We start from the raw sequence: 14,305 nt of genomic DNA, 5'->3' as shown, positions 1-14,305 counted from the left end.
ACGGCTCGTTGTTTTGCCGATTCGTGCCCCCTATCTAGGCATGCACCGGGGCTCTCGCAACGAGGGCCAGCCGGGTCCGGTCAGCAGGGAATTGGAAAAGGCATGAGCACGTTGGACAAGCGCGAGGAAGGCTTCGAGAAGAAGTTCGCCCTCGACGAGGAGCAGAAATTCAAGGCGGAAGCCCGCCGCAACCGGCTGCTCGGTCTGTGGGCGGCCGAAAAGCTCGGCATCACCGGCGATGCCGCCACGGCCTATGCCAAGGAGGTGGTCGCGGCCGATTTCGAGGAGGCCGGTGACGCCGACGTCCTGCGCAAGGTCATGGCCGATTTCGCCGCCAAGAACGTGGCCATCACCGAACAGGCGATTCGCGCCAAGATGAACGAGCTGATCGCGGTGGCGGCGGCCGAGGTGAAGGCCGGGAAATAAGGCGAAAGAGGCATCCGCACACACTGTCATTCCGGGGCGGTCCACAGGACCGAACCCGGAATCTCGAGATTCCGGATCGCCGCTATCGCGGCGTCCGGAATGACGGAGGGATCGCTATCCCTCCTTGAAGCCATATTCCGGCACATTGCCGCTGGCGCCGTAATATTTGTACGGCAGGAATTTGCCGCTCATGGTGATCTTGACGCGGTCGCCCTTCGGATTGGGCAGGCGCTCCATCACCATGTCGAAATCGATCGCCGACATGATGCCGTCGCCGTACTCCTCCTCGATCAGCGCCTTCCAGGCCGGACCGTTGACCATGACCAGCTCGTAGAAGCGATAGATCAAGGGATCGGTCGGCGGCATCGGCATGCCGCGCATCGGCGTCTCGTTCAGCATCGTGGTTTCGGCCTTCGTCAGGCCGAATAGTTCAGCGGCGTTGGCGGCCTGCGGCTTGGTCAATTTCATTTGGCCGAGGATCGCACCTGTTATCAGCACCTCGGAATAGCCGCCGATCTGCTCGCAGATGTATTTCCAGGTCCAGCCCTTCTCGCGCTTGATGTCGAGCAGCTTCTCGGTGAGGTCTTCGCGTTTCATGTCAGGGTCTCCTTGGCTGTCGTCATGCCCGGGCCTTGTCCCGGGCATCCACGTTCTTGGCTGTACTAGGAAGACGTGGATGGCCGGGCCAAGCCCGGCCACGACGTCTCATTGAGCGGCTCCGACTTGGCGTCAGCCGCGATCGTCAGTCCGGGCTTGCCGATACGCACCACCGGCACATTGCGCGGATCGTGACCAGGCGTCTCGGCGGCGAAAGTCTTGCTGCGCATCACCAGGAAATCAACGATGTGGTTGCGCAGCGCGTAATACAGCGGATGGCGGTGCAAATCGATGCGGCCTCGGTCCCGCGGCAGCGGGTTCTCGACCACTTCCGCGAGCACCGCGCCGGGGCCGTTGGTCATCAGGAAGATCTTGTCGGCGAGATAGATCGCCTCGTCGACGTCATGGGTGATCATGAACGCGGTCTGCCCGGTCTCAAGACAGATGCGCCGCACCTCGTCCTGCAGAGTGCCCCGCGTCAGCGCGTCGAGTGCCGAGAACGGCTCGTCCATCAGCATCATCTTTGGCGTGATGGAGAGCGCACGCGCGATGCCGACGCGCTGCTTCATGCCGCCGGAAAGCTCGGAAGGTCGCTTGTGTTCCGACCCCGTCAGACCGACGAGATCGATAAACGTTTGCGCATGCGCCTTCACCTTGGCGCGATTCCAGCTCCGCCATTTCGAGCTCACGGCGTAGGCAACGTTGCCGAGCACGGTGCGCCAGGGCAGCAACGCATGGCTCTGGAAGATCACGGCGCGGTCGAGGCTCGTCCCTGAAATGGCCTGCCCGTCGACGATCACCGCGCCCTCGCTCGGCGCATCGAGGCCGGCGAGGATGTTGAGCACCGTGGTCTTGCCGCAGCCGGAATGGCCGATCACGCAAGCGAACTCGCCGCGCGCCATCGACAGCCACAGATTCTCGAAGATCGTCGTCGTCACGCCGCCCGCGCCCGGATAGCGCTTGGCGATGGCTTCGATGGAGACGAATTTATCGGTCACAGCCCTACTCCGGAAACGTGACCATGCGCGTGAAACGCGCGAGAATCTGGTCGAGCAGCATGCCGACGACCCCGATCAGCAGGATCGCGATGATGACGTTGGTGATCGAGAGATTATTCCACTCGTTCCAGACGAAATAGCCGATGCCGGTGCCGCCGACGAGCATTTCGGCCGCGACGATCACGAGCCAGGCGATGCCGATCGAAATGCGCATGCCGGTCAAAATCGTCGGCGCCGCTGCCGGCAGGATCACGGTGAAGGCGCGCCTGATCGTGCCGACCTCGAGCGTTCGCGCGACGTTGATCCATTCCTTGCGTACGCTCGCGACCCCGAACACGGTGTTGAGCAGCATCGGCCAGATCGAGCAGATGAAGATGACGAAGATCGCGGAGATCGAGGAATCCTTGATGGTGTAGAGCGCGAGCGGCATCCACGCCAGCGGCGAGATCGGCTTCAGCACCTGGATGAACGGATCGAGCGCTTTGCTGAGCAGCGGCGACATGCCGATGAGAAAGCCGAGCGGAATCGCGACCAGCACCGCCAGCAGATAGCCGGTGCCGACGCGCGCAATGGAATAACCGAGCTGGATGCCGAGCCCCTTGTCGTTCGGCCCGTTGTCGTAGAACGGCCTCTTCAAATGCTCCCAGAGTTTTGCGCCGACATCGAACGGCCCGGGCATGGCGGATTTGCCCTGCGTCGCAGTCAGGCCCATCAGCTTGGCGTATTCCGGGCTCATCGTGGCCACCGGTGCCGTCGAGCGCACGGCGAGATGCCAGACCCCGAGGAACGCGACGAGCAGCACGATTGAGACCAGGCCGGCGCGGAGACGAAGGGAGGCGGTCATGCAGCAAGACCTCTCCACGAGTCGTCCCGGCGAAGGCCGGGACTCATACCGCGGAATCTAGCGGAGTCGAAAGGTCGTAGTACCGAACAACGTATATTCGCCAAACTCCGCCCGGGGGTTATGGGTTCCGGCCTTCGCCGGGACGACAGCGGAGGCACATCGCGGCCCCTCACGACGCCTTCCTGATCTTGAAGCCCGCCAGATAATCCTCCGGCTTGGCCGGATCGAAAGTCTTGCCCATCACCGCAAATGATTTGTAGCTGCCGGCTGGCGGCGCCAGGCCCATCTCTGTCATGAGCTTTCTTGTGTCGGTGGCGAGATAGACCTGCTCGGCGACCGCCTTGTAGTCGACGTCGCCCTTGATCTGGCCCCAGCGCTTCATCTGCGTCAGCATCCACACCGCAAAGGACTGCCAGGGGAACGGGTCGAAATCGACGCGCTTTTCATCCGTCTTCACGCCGCCGAGGCCGTCGGCATAGGTGCCGGTCAGGACCTGTTCCAGCACCGTCACCGGCGCGTTGATGTAGTTCGCCGGCGCGATTGCCTCGGCGATCTGCTTGCGATTCTCCGCCTTCGACGCATAGGCGGTGGCATCGACGATCGCACGCGTCAGCGCCGCAAAGCTGTTCGGTGCCGTCGTGATGAACTCGCGGCTGGCGGCGAAGCTGCAGCAGGGATGCCCGTCCCAGATTTCCTTGGACAAAAGATGCATGAAGCCGACGCCGTCATAGATCGCGCGCTGGCAGATGTTGTCGGGCGCGAGAAAGCCGTCGATGTTGTCGGCGCGCAGGTTTGCCACCATTTCCGGCGGCGGTACCGAACGCAGCTGCACGTCGGTGTCGGGGTCGATGCCGTGTTCGGCGAGATAGTAGCGCAGCAGATAATTGTGCATGGAATAGTCGAAGGGGATGGCGAACTTCATGCCCTTCCAGTCCTTCGGGTCGCGCTTGTCCTTGTGCTTGCTCGCCAGCACGATGCCCTGCCCGTTGATGTTCTCGATCGCAGGTACAGCAAACGGAATGGCGTTGGCACCTAAGCCCAGCGAGATCGCGAGCGGCATCGGCGCCAGCATGTGCGCGGCGTCGTATTCCTTGTTGATGGTCTTGTCGCGGATCACGGCCCAGCCGGCGGTCTTGACCACGTCGACGTTGAGGCCGTGCTTGGCATAGAAGCCCAGCGGCGCCGCCATGATGATCGGCGTCGCGCAGGTGATCGGGATGAAGCCAACCTTGAGGTCCTTCTTTTCCGGCGCGCCGGCTTGCGCAAAGACTTCGGTGGCGGTCTGAAGCGGGAAAAACTGCGACAGCGCCGCCAGCGCGGTGGAGGCCCCGACCGACTTCAGGAATGCGCGCCGCGCCGCGTCCTGAGGAAACATCGCGCGCATCACGGCAGAGGCGACGACGCCCTCGTAGCGCTTCTGTTCGCTCTCGACGGGAGCGCAGCGCAATGCGGTTGCTTGCTCATGCTCTGCTGCGGATTGATGCTGACCACAGGCACAGCCGGCTCGCAGGTTGCGATCGGGATCAAACGGATTGTCGAAAGTGGACATCGGACCTCCTGCGCGTCATTTGCGAGGAGAATTACGCAAGGAGCATGCCACCGCCCTCTGGCCGGCCAGTGCCTTGATGACGCAGCACTTTCGCTCGCACTTGGTCGTTACGAAAATTCGTGATAAACGACATTTCGTAGTTGAATAATGAGATTTCGTAATGGCAAAGACGCCAATACTCGCCCACGACGATGTGGCTCCGACCATCGATCCGCGCGTCGCGGCCTTCGAATCCTCAGTCGAGGCAACGCTGCTGGTCGACCCCTTCGGCGACCAGATCGTGGATGCCAATCCCGCCGCCTGCGCCCTGCTCGGCTACGACCGCGCGCTGCTGCGCCAGACCAGCGCGAGCACGCTGCATGACGGCGAGCTTCCGGCGCTGACCGTGTTCACCCAGGCCGTGCTGCACAAGGGCGCCTACTGGACCACAGCGCTCAACCCGCGCCATGCCACCGGGCAAAATCTCCGGCTCGAATATGCCGGCTGCGTCCTGCCCCATGACGGGCGTACGCTGGTCCAGCTCACCCTGACCGATCTCGACGCGCGCCGCCGCCGCAATGTCGATGCCGCCGCTGAAGACCACATGCGCAGCGGCATCTCAACATGGCAGCGGGTCGAGCGCGTGTTCCAGGACATCGAGCGCGAGAACCAATTGATCCTGCGCGCCGCCGGCGAAGGCATTTACGGCGTCAACGCGGAAGGAAAGACCACCTTCGTGAACCCCGCCGCCGAGCGGATGCTGGGCTGGACTGCCGAGGAGCTGGTCGGCAAGGAAATCCATCCCATCATGCACCACACCCACCATGACGGGCGGCACTATCACAACCATGACTGCCCGATCTACGCGGCGTTCCGCGACGGCGCCGTGCACCAGGTCGACGGTGAGGTGTTCTGGCGCAAGGACGGCTCGCCGGCCTGGGTCGAATACACGTCCACGCCGATCCGCGACCGCGGCGTGGTGGTCGGCGCCGTCGTGGTGTTTCGCGACGTCAGCCAGCGCCGCGAGGCCGATGAGAAGCTGCACGCCGCGCTCGCCGAGGTCGATCGCCTGCGCGAACGTCTCGAGCTCGAAAACGCCTATCTCCAGGAAGAAATCCGCATCGAGACCAATCCGCGCGGCATCATCGGCGGCAGCGAGGCGATCCAGACCACGCTGCGCCAGGTCAAGCTGGTGGCGCCGACCAGCGCGGCTGTGATGATCACCGGGGAATCCGGCACCGGCAAGGAACTGATCGCGCGCGCCATTCACGAGGATTCTACCCGCAGCGACCGGCCGCTGATCCGCGTCAATTGCGCCGCGATCCCGCGCGAATTGTTCGAGAGCGAATTCTTCGGCCATGTCCGCGGCGCCTTCACCGGCGCGACGCGTGACCGCATCGGCCGGTTCGAGCTTGCCGATGGCGGCACGTTGTTTCTCGACGAAGTCGGCGAGATCCCGCTCGAATTGCAAGGCAAGCTGCTGCGCGTGTTACAGGAGGGCAATTTCGAGCGCGTCGGCCAGGAGCGCACCCGCGCGGTCGACGTCCGCGTCATTGCCGCGACCAACCGCGACCTCAAGCAGGAGGTGCAGCGCGGCCGTTTTCGCGAGGACCTCTATTTCCGTCTCAACGTGTTTCCGATCGAGACGGTACCCCTGCGCGAACGGCGCGAGGACATTCCGCTGCTCGCCCAGCATTTTCTGACCCGCGAGAGCAAGGCGCTGAAATCCAATCTGCGCCTGTCGGAAGGCGATGCGCGGCGGCTGACGCGCTATGACTGGCCGGGCAATGTCCGCGAACTACAGAACGTGATCGAGCGCGCCGCGATCCTGTCGCAGAACGGCCGTTTGCGGATCGATCTGCCCGACTCCTCCGGCACGCAGGCCCCAGCCGGCGCCGCGCGGCAGAAGGCTGACGCACGGCCCGCTGTGATGACGTCGTCCGAAATGCGCGACCACGAGCGCGCCAACATCCTGGCCGCGCTCGAAGGCTGCGCCGGAAAAGTGTTCGGCCCCGGTGGCGCGGCCGAGATGCTGGATATCAAGCCGACCACGCTGGCCTCGCGGATCAAGGCGCTGGGAATCGCGCCCCGTCCGCGGGCCGGCGGTTAGCGGCGATCACGCCGCCTTGGTCGTCACCTCCGATGCGATCGGCAATCCCTGCTCGATCGGCAGCGACGGATCGCGCGACCATTCGTTCCAGGAGCCGAAATACATCCGCACGTCCTTCACGCCGGCGTTCTTGAGCGCCAGGAACGTGTTCGAGGCGCGCGCCCCCTTGAAGCAGTAGAGATAGACCGGCGTGGACGGCGAGATGCCGACAGTGGCGCATTCCGCCAGGATCTCGTCCTTGGACTTGAAGCGCGGGCCCTCGGCGGTCGGCTTCATCATGCGATACCATTCCAGCCACACCGCGCCGGGGATGCGGCCTTTGCGCGGGCAGAAATCCTTCCCATACGGAGAAGAGCTGTCGCCGATCCACTCGTCGACGTCGCGCACGTCGAGAATGGCGACGCCCGGCTTGCCGACGGCGCCCAGCATGGTCTTGGCGTCGATCAGGATATCGCCCGCTTCAGGCACGATCGAGAACGACGCCTTCGCCGGCGCCGGCACATCCTTCGTCACCGGAAGACCTGCGGCCGCCCAGGCATCGAAGCCGCCATGCAGCACCTTGATCTTGGGATAGCCGAGCATGGTGAGCAGGTAGTAGCCGCGGCAGGACTGGCCGAAGCCCGAGTTCATCGACTGCTCGTAGATCACGGCCGTCTCTTTGCCGGAGAGACCGGCAGCGCCGAACGCGTCTGCGAACTTCGTCTTCAGCTCGGCCATGCCCTCCGGCGTCGAGGTCGCAAGAAACGTGAAGATCTCATGCACGTTCACGGCGTTGGGCAGGTGCCCGGCGCCATAGGCGTCGGGGTTGCGGGTGTCGATCACGACACAGGGCTCGGTCTTCAAGAGATCGGCAAGTTCGCTGGCAGAGATCAGGACGTCCGTCATTGGCAGCCTCTCCGTTGAGGTTAGATGGTGGGTGGGCTCGTAAAACTCAGGAATCGGCGAGCATCTTGCGCAGCTGCTTGGTGGCAGGGGTGACGATCGCGACGAAATAGGCCTCGCGCAGGCGGCGCTGCGCGCGGTGGGACTTGAGGTAGCCGCGCGCACCACAATGCAGCATCGCCGCATGCGCCGCCGCGACGCTGGCCTCGCCGGCGCGAAGCCTGAGCGCGATCACCTTGCGCCAGTAGGTCTCCTCCTCGTTGTAGGGATCGCGCGCCAGCGCCATGGTCTCGGCCTCGAGTTCGGCGGCGAGATCGCGGAAGTGCACCGGCTGTTGCGGCAAATAGCGGTTGATGTGGCCGAGCGGGTTGTCGACCTCATCCATGATGTTGATGCAGTCCTTGATTAGGCCGAGCGCCATGCCGGCCTGCAGCAGGATGAAGCCGGCGCGGATCTTCTTCACGAAGGGGCCGGCGGGATCGGCGAGAATCAGCTCGTCCGGCACGAAGACATCGCGGAACTGCACGCCGTAGGTACCGGTGCCGTCCATCGCGAGAAACGGCTTGCACGGCGTCAGCGTGATCGCGGGATCGGAGCAGTCCGCCAAAAACATCACCTGGCCCGGCTCGTCCTCGCGCTCGAAGATGGTGCCGAAATAATGGCCCGGGCCGAGATTGGAGACCCAGGGCAGCGCGCCGCGCACGATGTAGCCGCCGTCGACCTTGCGCCCCTTCAGCTTGAGCTTTTCGATGCCGAAAAAGCTCTTCATCGGATTGGAAAGCCCGGTGCCGCCGAGCACGCGGCCGGTCGAGAACGCATCGCCGAAGCGCTTTGCCAGCTTCATGTTGGTGGAGTTGGCGGCGTACCAGACCAGCGTGTTCTGGCACCACGCCATGAAGGCGGTGCTGCCGCAGACCTCGCCGATCGCCGACATGGCCTGGATCGCACAGCGCAAGTCCGCGGGCCCCTCGTGCGGCACGTGACTGCCCCAGGCGCCGACCTCGCCGAATTGGCGCAGCACCTCGGCGGGATAGACGGTGCCGGCATCGATGCCGGCGGCGAGCGGCGCGAGCTGCTCCCGCGCAATCCGCGCCACCTCTCCTGCAATGGACGGTGCGGGCTGATCCAAAACTTCGGCCCGTGATAAAGCCAGTGAACCCATGATCGTCTCCCGCACCTTGTCCTGTTGCCGTCTACTAGATGCCAACCTCGAGATTGACCGGGCGGGTGAAGGTGTTGGCGACCGGCGACCATTGCTTCACATGGGCGACCAGCGCATTGATCTCATCCGGCGAGATCCCCTCACATTCCATGTCGACCTTGACGCGCACGTCGGTGAAGCCGACCGGCTTGTCCGAGATGTCGCCGGTGCCCCACACCGCAGTGATGTTGAGATCGCCCTCGAGCTCGAGCTCGAGCTTGTTGACGATCCAGCCGCGATGCACGGCGTTGGCGTGCAGGCCGACGGCGAGGCAGGAGCCCAGCGCGGCGAGCGAGGCTTCGGACGGATTCGGCGCAGTGTCGTCGCCCAAAAGGCCCGGCGGCTCGTCGACGATGTAGGGCGGCAGACTGCGGATGTAGTTGGCGTGGCGGAATTTTCCTTCCGCGACCGTCTTGCACTTCAAGGTCTTGATGACCTTCGGATTGGCCTTGCCGTTGGCGATCAGTTGCTCGAGGCCATTCTTATCGATGGGCGCGAGGCAACCCGTCAGCACTGTCTTTTGAACGACGGCAGTCATCATCTTCTCCCTGGCAGAAGTGGAAATCGGTAGGATACCGAACGGTCTGTTTCCTTGCATGGAGCGTGCCAGAGCCGGCCAAAATCAAAAGGCGAAGCATTGGAGCCGCTTAGCGGGAGCTGCCTGCGGATTAATCAGGGATCGTTTGCTCAAAGGCGATGCAGACGGGCTTTCCCCTGCGAATCTTTTCAGCGCAGAACAGATGCGGCTTGCTGATGCGGCGCGGCTGCGATTAAGTTGCAGCCCATGGCCAAGCTGTCACTGAACAAGCCCTCACTGAACAAGACGTCTAAGCAGAAGTCTCAGTCGCCGCACAGCACCAGCGACGACGAGTCAGCGCGCGGGCGCCTGCTCAACGCCGCTACGCATCTGTTCTGCAAGAACGGCATCAACGCCACCGGCATCGACGCGATCATCGCGGAAGCCGGCACCGCGAAGACCACGCTCTATAAATTGTTCGGCTCCAAGACCAATCTCGTCAACGCAGTGCTGGAGAGCGAAGGCAAGCAGTGGCGCGAATGGTTCATCGGCGCCATGGAAGAAGGCGGCGGCGACGCCCAAGCCAAGCTCACGCGGATCTTCCCGGCGCTGAAAAGCTGGTTCGCGGAAGAGCGCTTCTACGGCTGCCCCTTCATCAATGCGGTCGGCGAGCACGACAAGGACGCCAAGCAGTTCCGCAACGTCGCGATGAAGCACAAGAAGATCGTGCTCGGCCACATCGAGAAGCTCGCCGGCGAGCTCGGATCGAACGAGCCCCTCGTGCTGGCACATCAGCTCGGCCTGTTGATAGACGGCGCGATCGTCGCGGCGATGGTGTCGCGTGATCCGGGCGTGGCGGATACGGCGGCGCTGACCGCGGGCCCCCTGCTCAGCCAGTCGAAGGCAAAGAAGAAGCGCGCGGCGGATCAATTAGAGGCGGTGTGACCTCGTAGCCCGCATGGAGCGCAGCGGAATGCGGGGACACTGTCCCGGATTGCGCTCCGCTCCATCCGGGCTACAGCACCTTACGGCCCGCTCTCACCTCGCCCGGCAACAGATCTATGAATCTTTTGATCGCCGCCAGCACCGGTCCCTGATCACCTGCAAAGAACCAATGATCATGGCCCTCGAGCTCGACGAATTGCGCGCCTTTGATCCGGCTCGCCACATCGCGGCCGGCCGCGATCCGTACCGCCTTGTCGTCTCGACGATGCAGCACCAATGTCGGCATGGCAATTTGCGGCAAAAGGTGCCGCACGTCGGCGTCCCGAAACGCCTCGAGCACGGCCGAGATGCCGCCGGGACTGGAGGCCGCGCGCAATAGCCCCGCCCACCAGGCGCGGGCCTGGGGATCGCCGGCAAGGCTGGGCGCGAAGGTTTCAATCTCCACCGGACCTCCCCATTGCGCGATGAGGTGCTTGCTCCAGGCGTCGTACTGGCTGGCGCGCAACGCGTGCGGATAGTCCTGCGACCAGCAACCCTTGGCCAATGCACCGAACAGGATGAGTCCGGCCACGAGACGCGGCTCGTCGACCGCAAATTTGATGCAGGCCGGTCCGCACTCGGATGCGCCGAACAGCACGACGCGGCGCGCATCCACGGCCCGGAGCACGGTGCCGATATCCTCCGCGGTGACGTCGATATCAGGCGCCGATCCAACCCGGTCGGACAACCCGATGCCGCGACGATCGAACACGATCAGGCGCCCAAGCTTCATCAATGAGGCCAGAAACGTCCGGCTCGCGGGATGCTCCCAGGCGCGTTCCACATGCGACACGAAGCCGGGCATGACCAGGATATCGAGCGGACCGCTGCCATAGGTCTGATACGCCAGATGCACGCCGGCGCCCTTGACGTAGCGCGTCGCTGGAACGGCGTGTGCCGCCGCAGGACTCATCAGCGCCTCGGTCTCGGCTTCGGGCGTAACACCAAGCTCGTCGCGCAGCCGCTGCGTCAGTGCCGCGTGGTGCCGCTCTGCCGCGCTACGGTCGCCCGCCAGCAGCAGGCTGCGGATCAGATGCCGCCCGTAGACCTCGCTCAAAGGATCGAGCTCGACCAGACGGGTCGCATGCGCGGCCGCGGCAAAGTAGTCGCCGCCGGCAGTCTTGTCCTGCACCAGACGCTCCAGCGCATGCATCAGCCGTCCCCGCAGCGCCTCGCGGCGGAAGAACGCCCAGTCGTCGAATTCCGGACAATCCTCCGGCGAGAAGCCTGCGAGGAAATCTCCCCCGTAGACCTGGCACGCCTCATCAAAATCGCCGCGATCGCAGGCGCTCTCGAACAGATGTGCATCGACCTTCAGCGCGACTGCCGGAGACCATCGCACGCTGGTCCGGTCGGTCTCGAATACCTTCTGACCGAGTGTCAGCTCGATGCGGTGAAGCAGGCGCCGCAATCGCGCAAGCCCGGTGTCGCGGTCGGCCTCGGGCCACAGCAGCGTGGCCACGATTTCGCGGGCAGCGCCCTTGGCCTCCGCGAGATAGACCAGCAGCGCGAGGCCCTTGCGTAAGGCCAACTTGATCGGGCGGCCGTCGGCGTGGACCTCCGGGAACCCGAACGTCCCCAGCGAGAAAGCCGTCATGAAAGTCCTCCCTTCCCTCGCGGCGCCCCCGGGGGACGCACAGGGGACGGTCCAGCAATAGCAATCGGGGCAGATCGAGCCTGCTCGCCGGCGAGCAACTCAGGCTCCTGCATGCGGCACGGCTGCATCAGGCACAATAGGAAAAAACATGATCTCGCGCCTCCTGATCCTGCTCTATGCCATCGTGAGCTACGTCATCTTCACGATCTCATTTCTCTATGCGCTCGGTTTCGTCGGCAATTATGTCGTGCCCAAATCGATCGATATGTCGATCGGCGTCGGCAGCTCCGCGAATTGGGGCGAGGCCATCGTCGTCAACCTGCTGCTGATGAGCCTGTTTGCAATCCAGCACAGCGTCATGGCGCGCCCGGCCTTCAAGCGATGGTGGGCCAAATTCCTCCCCCTCGCCTGCCAGCGCAGCACCTATGTGCTGCTCTCCAGCCTGATCCTCCTTTTGCTGTTCTGGCAGTGGCGTCCGATCCCGACGCCGGTCTGGCAAGCGAGCGGAATAGCGGCCTGGTTGCTGATCGGCGTGCATTGGCTCGGCTGGCTGATCGCGTTCGCCTCGACCCACATGATTGATCATTTCGATCTGTTCGGCCTCCGCCAGGCTTTCGTCGCGTTCCGCGGGTCCGAGATACCAGGTCAGTCGTTCAGAACGCCGCTGCTCTACAAGATCGTGCGACATCCGCTCATGCTGGGCTTTCTGCTCGCGTTCTGGGCCACGCCCGAGATGACCGTTGGCCATCTGCTGTTCGCGATTGCGAACACGGCCTACATCCTGGTCGCCCTGCAGTTCGAGGAGCGGGATCTGATCGCCGAGTTCGGCATGACCTATCGGCAATATCGCCGCCGCGTTCCGATGCTGCTGCCGCGGCTTTTCACGCGCCGCCCGGCGGACGAGCGGCAGCCCCCTCGCCCCGCTGGTGCACCCCGATGAGCGCAGTGCCAAGCCGCGCATTTGCAATCGGGCGGGGGCCCGTTCCCGTGGCCGCAAACCCCGCCGTGTTCGCCGATATCCTCGATGGGCTCGACGCCAGCCTCTTTCTCGTCGACACGGACGGACGTCTCATTCATGCCAATACCGCCGGGCAGACCATGCTCGATGCCTGCAACGTCCTGCTTGAGCTCCGTGGGCAGCTAATGGCCTGCGATACCATGGTCAGCCAGACGTTGCGGCAAGTCTTCGCGGCAGCGGGACGCGGCGACGAGGCCCATGGCATCAACGGACTCGCGATCTCGATGATCGGATTGGACGGAGAACGCCACGTCGCCCATGTCCTGTCGCTAACATCGGGCGTGCGCCGAAATGCGGGTGTCGCCTACAGCGCGGTTGCCGCGTTGTTCGTCCGCAAGGCGGCGCTGACACTATCGCCTCGTTCCGAAGCTCTCCGTAACGCATTCAAACTGACGCCGACGGAGTTGCGTGTGTTGCTCGCGATTGTCGAACTCGGCGGCGTTCCCGAAGTGGCGGCGGCGCTCGGCGTCGCAGTTACGACGATCAAGACGCATGTCCGTCGCCTGTTTGAGAAGACTGGTGCAGCGCGACAGGCCGATTTCGTCAAGCTCGTCGCAGGATATGCGACGCCGTTGAGAGAACCTGCCGAACATGGACAATCCGCTGGAGCGATACGATGAGAGCAGTTCTATGCAGTTCATTCACCGGACCTGGCGATTTGCGCCTCAGTGAAATCGACGAGCCGAAGCCGGCGCGCGACGAGATTCTGATCGACGTCCACGCCGCCTCGGTCAGTTTCATGGACCAGTTGGTGGTCTCGGGCCTCTACCAGATGCGGCCGCCGACGCCCTTCGTGCCCGGCACGGAAGCATCCGGCATCGTCGTCGCGGTCGGCGACGAGGTCACGGCATTTGCGCCCGGCGACCGTGTGGCGTGCAGCGCATGGACCGGCGGCTACGCCGAACGGATGATAGCGAAGGACTCAAAGTGCGTTCTTCTGCCTGAAGGCGTCGCATTCGAAGCCGCGGCGACGGTCCTGCACAATTACGGCACGGCCTATTACGCGCTGGTCGAACGGGCCCGGGCGCAGCGCGGCGAAACGCTGTTCGTCACCGGTGCTGCTGGCGGAGTTGGCCTTGCCGTGGTCGATCTCGGCCGCCATCTGGGCCTGCGCGTCGTCGCCGGTATCGGCTCCGATGACAAGGCTGCTCTGGTTCGCAACTATGGGGCTAGCGAAATCGTCAACTATCGCAGCGAGGATCTGCGCGACCGCATCAAGTCGGTCACGGCAGGAGAAGGCATCGACATCGGCTTCGACACTATCGGTGGCGCGATTTTCGAGCAGATGGCGCGGCTGATGAAATGGGGCGGACGGCTGATGCCGATCGGCTTCACTAGCGGCGAGATTCCCCAGCTCCCGATGAACCTGCCGCTGCTGAAAAACTATTCCATCCTCGGGGTCTTCGTCGGCGCCTGGGCGGAGAAATTCTCGCTCGAAGCCGCCCGTATGAACGCCGCGCTGATGCAATTGCTGGCCGACGGACAAATACGCCCGCACATCGATCGCGTCCTCCCTTTGGAGGAGGCCGGCGAAGCCATGCGTGCCGTGGCCAACCGAACGGTTCGGGGCCGAATTGTTCTCAAGGTCAGGTAAAGTACACCG

At 63.8% G+C, this 14,305-nt stretch carries 14 protein-coding genes; 6 read left to right on the top strand and 8 right to left on the bottom strand.

Features of this window, described 5'->3' with window-relative positions; translation table 11 throughout:
- The first annotated feature begins 102 nt into the window (after positions 1 to 102).
- A complete protein-coding gene (locus ABIB66_RS11735; RefSeq protein WP_007602260.1) occupies positions 103 to 426 on the top strand; it encodes a DUF1476 domain-containing protein in 324 nt (107 codons plus the stop codon).
- A gap of 114 nt (positions 427 to 540) precedes the next feature.
- Here the strand turns inward: ABIB66_RS11735 and cynS are convergent, their stop codons facing one another.
- From cynS to ABIB66_RS11715, 4 genes are all read right to left on the bottom strand, one after another.
- Positions 541 to 1,023, bottom strand: a complete 483-nt coding sequence (gene cynS / locus ABIB66_RS11730) for a cyanase (protein ID WP_007612142.1) — start codon at positions 1,021 to 1,023, stop codon at positions 541 to 543.
- 65 nt (positions 1,024 to 1,088) lie between these two features.
- Positions 1,089 to 2,021, bottom strand: a complete 933-nt coding sequence (locus ABIB66_RS11725) for an ABC transporter ATP-binding protein (RefSeq protein ID WP_354208490.1) — start codon at positions 2,019 to 2,021, stop codon at positions 1,089 to 1,091.
- Between the two features lie 4 nt (positions 2,022 to 2,025).
- A complete protein-coding gene (ntrB, locus tag ABIB66_RS11720; protein ID WP_354208489.1) occupies positions 2,026 to 2,865 on the bottom strand; it encodes a nitrate ABC transporter permease in 840 nt (279 codons plus the stop codon).
- Positions 2,866 to 3,034: 169 nt separating this feature from the next.
- Positions 3,035 to 4,414 carry a CmpA/NrtA family ABC transporter substrate-binding protein gene (locus ABIB66_RS11715; RefSeq protein ID WP_354208488.1) on the bottom strand — a complete coding sequence of 460 codons (1,380 nt, stop codon included), beginning with the start codon at positions 4,412 to 4,414 and terminating at the stop codon, positions 3,035 to 3,037.
- A 160-nt stretch (positions 4,415 to 4,574) separates the two neighbouring features.
- On the opposite strand from ABIB66_RS11715, the gene ABIB66_RS11710 reads away from it, so the two are divergent.
- Entirely contained in the window at positions 4,575 to 6,503 is a 1,929-nt protein-coding gene (locus tag ABIB66_RS11710; protein WP_354208487.1) for a sigma 54-interacting transcriptional regulator, read from the top strand.
- 6 nt (positions 6,504 to 6,509) lie between these two features.
- Here the strand turns inward: ABIB66_RS11710 and ABIB66_RS11705 are convergent, their stop codons facing one another.
- The 3 genes from ABIB66_RS11705 to ABIB66_RS11695 are packed head-to-tail and all read right to left on the bottom strand — an operon-like array spanning position 6,510 to position 9,124.
- Positions 6,510 to 7,388: a sulfurtransferase gene (locus tag ABIB66_RS11705; RefSeq protein ID WP_354208486.1), complete on the bottom strand. Its 879-nt coding sequence runs from the start codon at positions 7,386 to 7,388 to the stop codon at positions 6,510 to 6,512.
- A 46-nt stretch (positions 7,389 to 7,434) separates the two neighbouring features.
- Positions 7,435 to 8,547, bottom strand: coding sequence for an acyl-CoA dehydrogenase family protein (locus ABIB66_RS11700; protein ID WP_354208485.1), 1,113 nt, complete (start codon positions 8,545 to 8,547; stop codon positions 7,435 to 7,437).
- Between the two features lie 34 nt (positions 8,548 to 8,581).
- Positions 8,582 to 9,124 carry an OsmC family protein gene (locus ABIB66_RS11695; protein ID WP_354058233.1) on the bottom strand — a complete coding sequence of 181 codons (543 nt, stop codon included), beginning with the start codon at positions 9,122 to 9,124 and terminating at the stop codon, positions 8,582 to 8,584.
- Between the two features lie 246 nt (positions 9,125 to 9,370).
- On the opposite strand from ABIB66_RS11695, the gene ABIB66_RS11690 reads away from it, so the two are divergent.
- On the top strand, positions 9,371 to 10,048 hold the full coding sequence (locus ABIB66_RS11690; RefSeq protein ID WP_354208484.1) for a TetR/AcrR family transcriptional regulator: 678 nt from the start codon (positions 9,371 to 9,373) through the stop codon (positions 10,046 to 10,048).
- A gap of 70 nt (positions 10,049 to 10,118) precedes the next feature.
- Here ABIB66_RS11690 and ABIB66_RS11685 read toward each other — a convergent pair whose 3' ends face one another.
- Entirely contained in the window at positions 10,119 to 11,684 is a 1,566-nt protein-coding gene (locus ABIB66_RS11685; protein WP_354208483.1) for a bifunctional AfsR/SARP family transcriptional regulator/alpha/beta hydrolase, read from the bottom strand.
- A 148-nt stretch (positions 11,685 to 11,832) separates the two neighbouring features.
- Here ABIB66_RS11685 and mddA point away from each other — a divergent pair, with 148 nt between their 5' ends.
- The 3 genes from mddA to ABIB66_RS11670 are packed head-to-tail and all read left to right on the top strand — an operon-like array spanning position 11,833 to position 14,296.
- The gene (gene mddA / locus ABIB66_RS11680) at positions 11,833 to 12,624 is read left to right on the top strand and encodes a methanethiol S-methyltransferase (protein WP_354208482.1); all 792 of its coding nucleotides are present in this window, start codon (positions 11,833 to 11,835) and stop codon (positions 12,622 to 12,624) included.
- A gap of 47 nt (positions 12,625 to 12,671) precedes the next feature.
- Positions 12,672 to 13,322, top strand: coding sequence for a helix-turn-helix transcriptional regulator (locus tag ABIB66_RS11675; RefSeq protein ID WP_354208481.1), 651 nt, complete (start codon positions 12,672 to 12,674; stop codon positions 13,320 to 13,322).
- Positions 13,319 to 14,296 carry an NADPH:quinone oxidoreductase family protein gene (locus tag ABIB66_RS11670; RefSeq protein ID WP_354208480.1) on the top strand — a complete coding sequence of 326 codons (978 nt, stop codon included), beginning with the start codon at positions 13,319 to 13,321 and terminating at the stop codon, positions 14,294 to 14,296. Before ABIB66_RS11675 ends, ABIB66_RS11670 begins: the two co-directional genes overlap by 4 nt.
- The last annotated feature ends 9 nt before the right edge of the window (positions 14,297 to 14,305 follow it).

The sequence above is a fragment of the Bradyrhizobium sp. F1.13.3 genome (assembly GCF_040548265.1).
In the GTDB taxonomy this organism is placed as follows: Bacteria; Pseudomonadota; Alphaproteobacteria; order Rhizobiales; family Xanthobacteraceae; genus Bradyrhizobium.
The sequence above is the reverse complement of the archived record's forward strand: the minus strand, read 5'-3'. Positions and strand labels throughout refer to the sequence as shown.

What these genes read in the sequence shown, in the direction of transcription:
- ABIB66_RS11735 (WP_007602260.1), top strand. Translation starts at nt 103, where the DNA reads ATGAGCACGTTGGACAAGCGCGAGGAAGGCTTCGAGAAGAAGTTCGCC.
- cynS (WP_007612142.1), bottom strand. Translation starts at nt 1,023, where the DNA reads ATGAAACGCGAAGACCTCACCGAGAAGCTGCTCGACATCAAGCGCGAG.
- ntrB (WP_354208489.1), bottom strand. Translation starts at nt 2,865, where the DNA reads ATGACCGCCTCCCTTCGTCTCCGCGCCGGCCTGGTCTCAATCGTGCTG.
- ABIB66_RS11715 (WP_354208488.1), bottom strand. Translation starts at nt 4,414, where the DNA reads ATGTCCACTTTCGACAATCCGTTTGATCCCGATCGCAACCTGCGAGCC.
- ABIB66_RS11710 (WP_354208487.1), top strand. Translation starts at nt 4,575, where the DNA reads ATGGCAAAGACGCCAATACTCGCCCACGACGATGTGGCTCCGACCATC.
- ABIB66_RS11705 (WP_354208486.1), bottom strand. Translation starts at nt 7,388, where the DNA reads ATGACGGACGTCCTGATCTCTGCCAGCGAACTTGCCGATCTCTTGAAG.
- ABIB66_RS11700 (WP_354208485.1), bottom strand. Translation starts at nt 8,547, where the DNA reads ATGGGTTCACTGGCTTTATCACGGGCCGAAGTTTTGGATCAGCCCGCA.
- ABIB66_RS11695 (WP_354058233.1), bottom strand. Translation starts at nt 9,124, where the DNA reads ATGACTGCCGTCGTTCAAAAGACAGTGCTGACGGGTTGCCTCGCGCCC.
- ABIB66_RS11690 (WP_354208484.1), top strand. Translation starts at nt 9,371, where the DNA reads ATGGCCAAGCTGTCACTGAACAAGCCCTCACTGAACAAGACGTCTAAG.
- ABIB66_RS11685 (WP_354208483.1), bottom strand. Translation starts at nt 11,684, where the DNA reads ATGACGGCTTTCTCGCTGGGGACGTTCGGGTTCCCGGAGGTCCACGCC.
- mddA (WP_354208482.1), top strand. Translation starts at nt 11,833, where the DNA reads ATGATCTCGCGCCTCCTGATCCTGCTCTATGCCATCGTGAGCTACGTC.
- ABIB66_RS11670 (WP_354208480.1), top strand. Translation starts at nt 13,319, where the DNA reads ATGAGAGCAGTTCTATGCAGTTCATTCACCGGACCTGGCGATTTGCGC.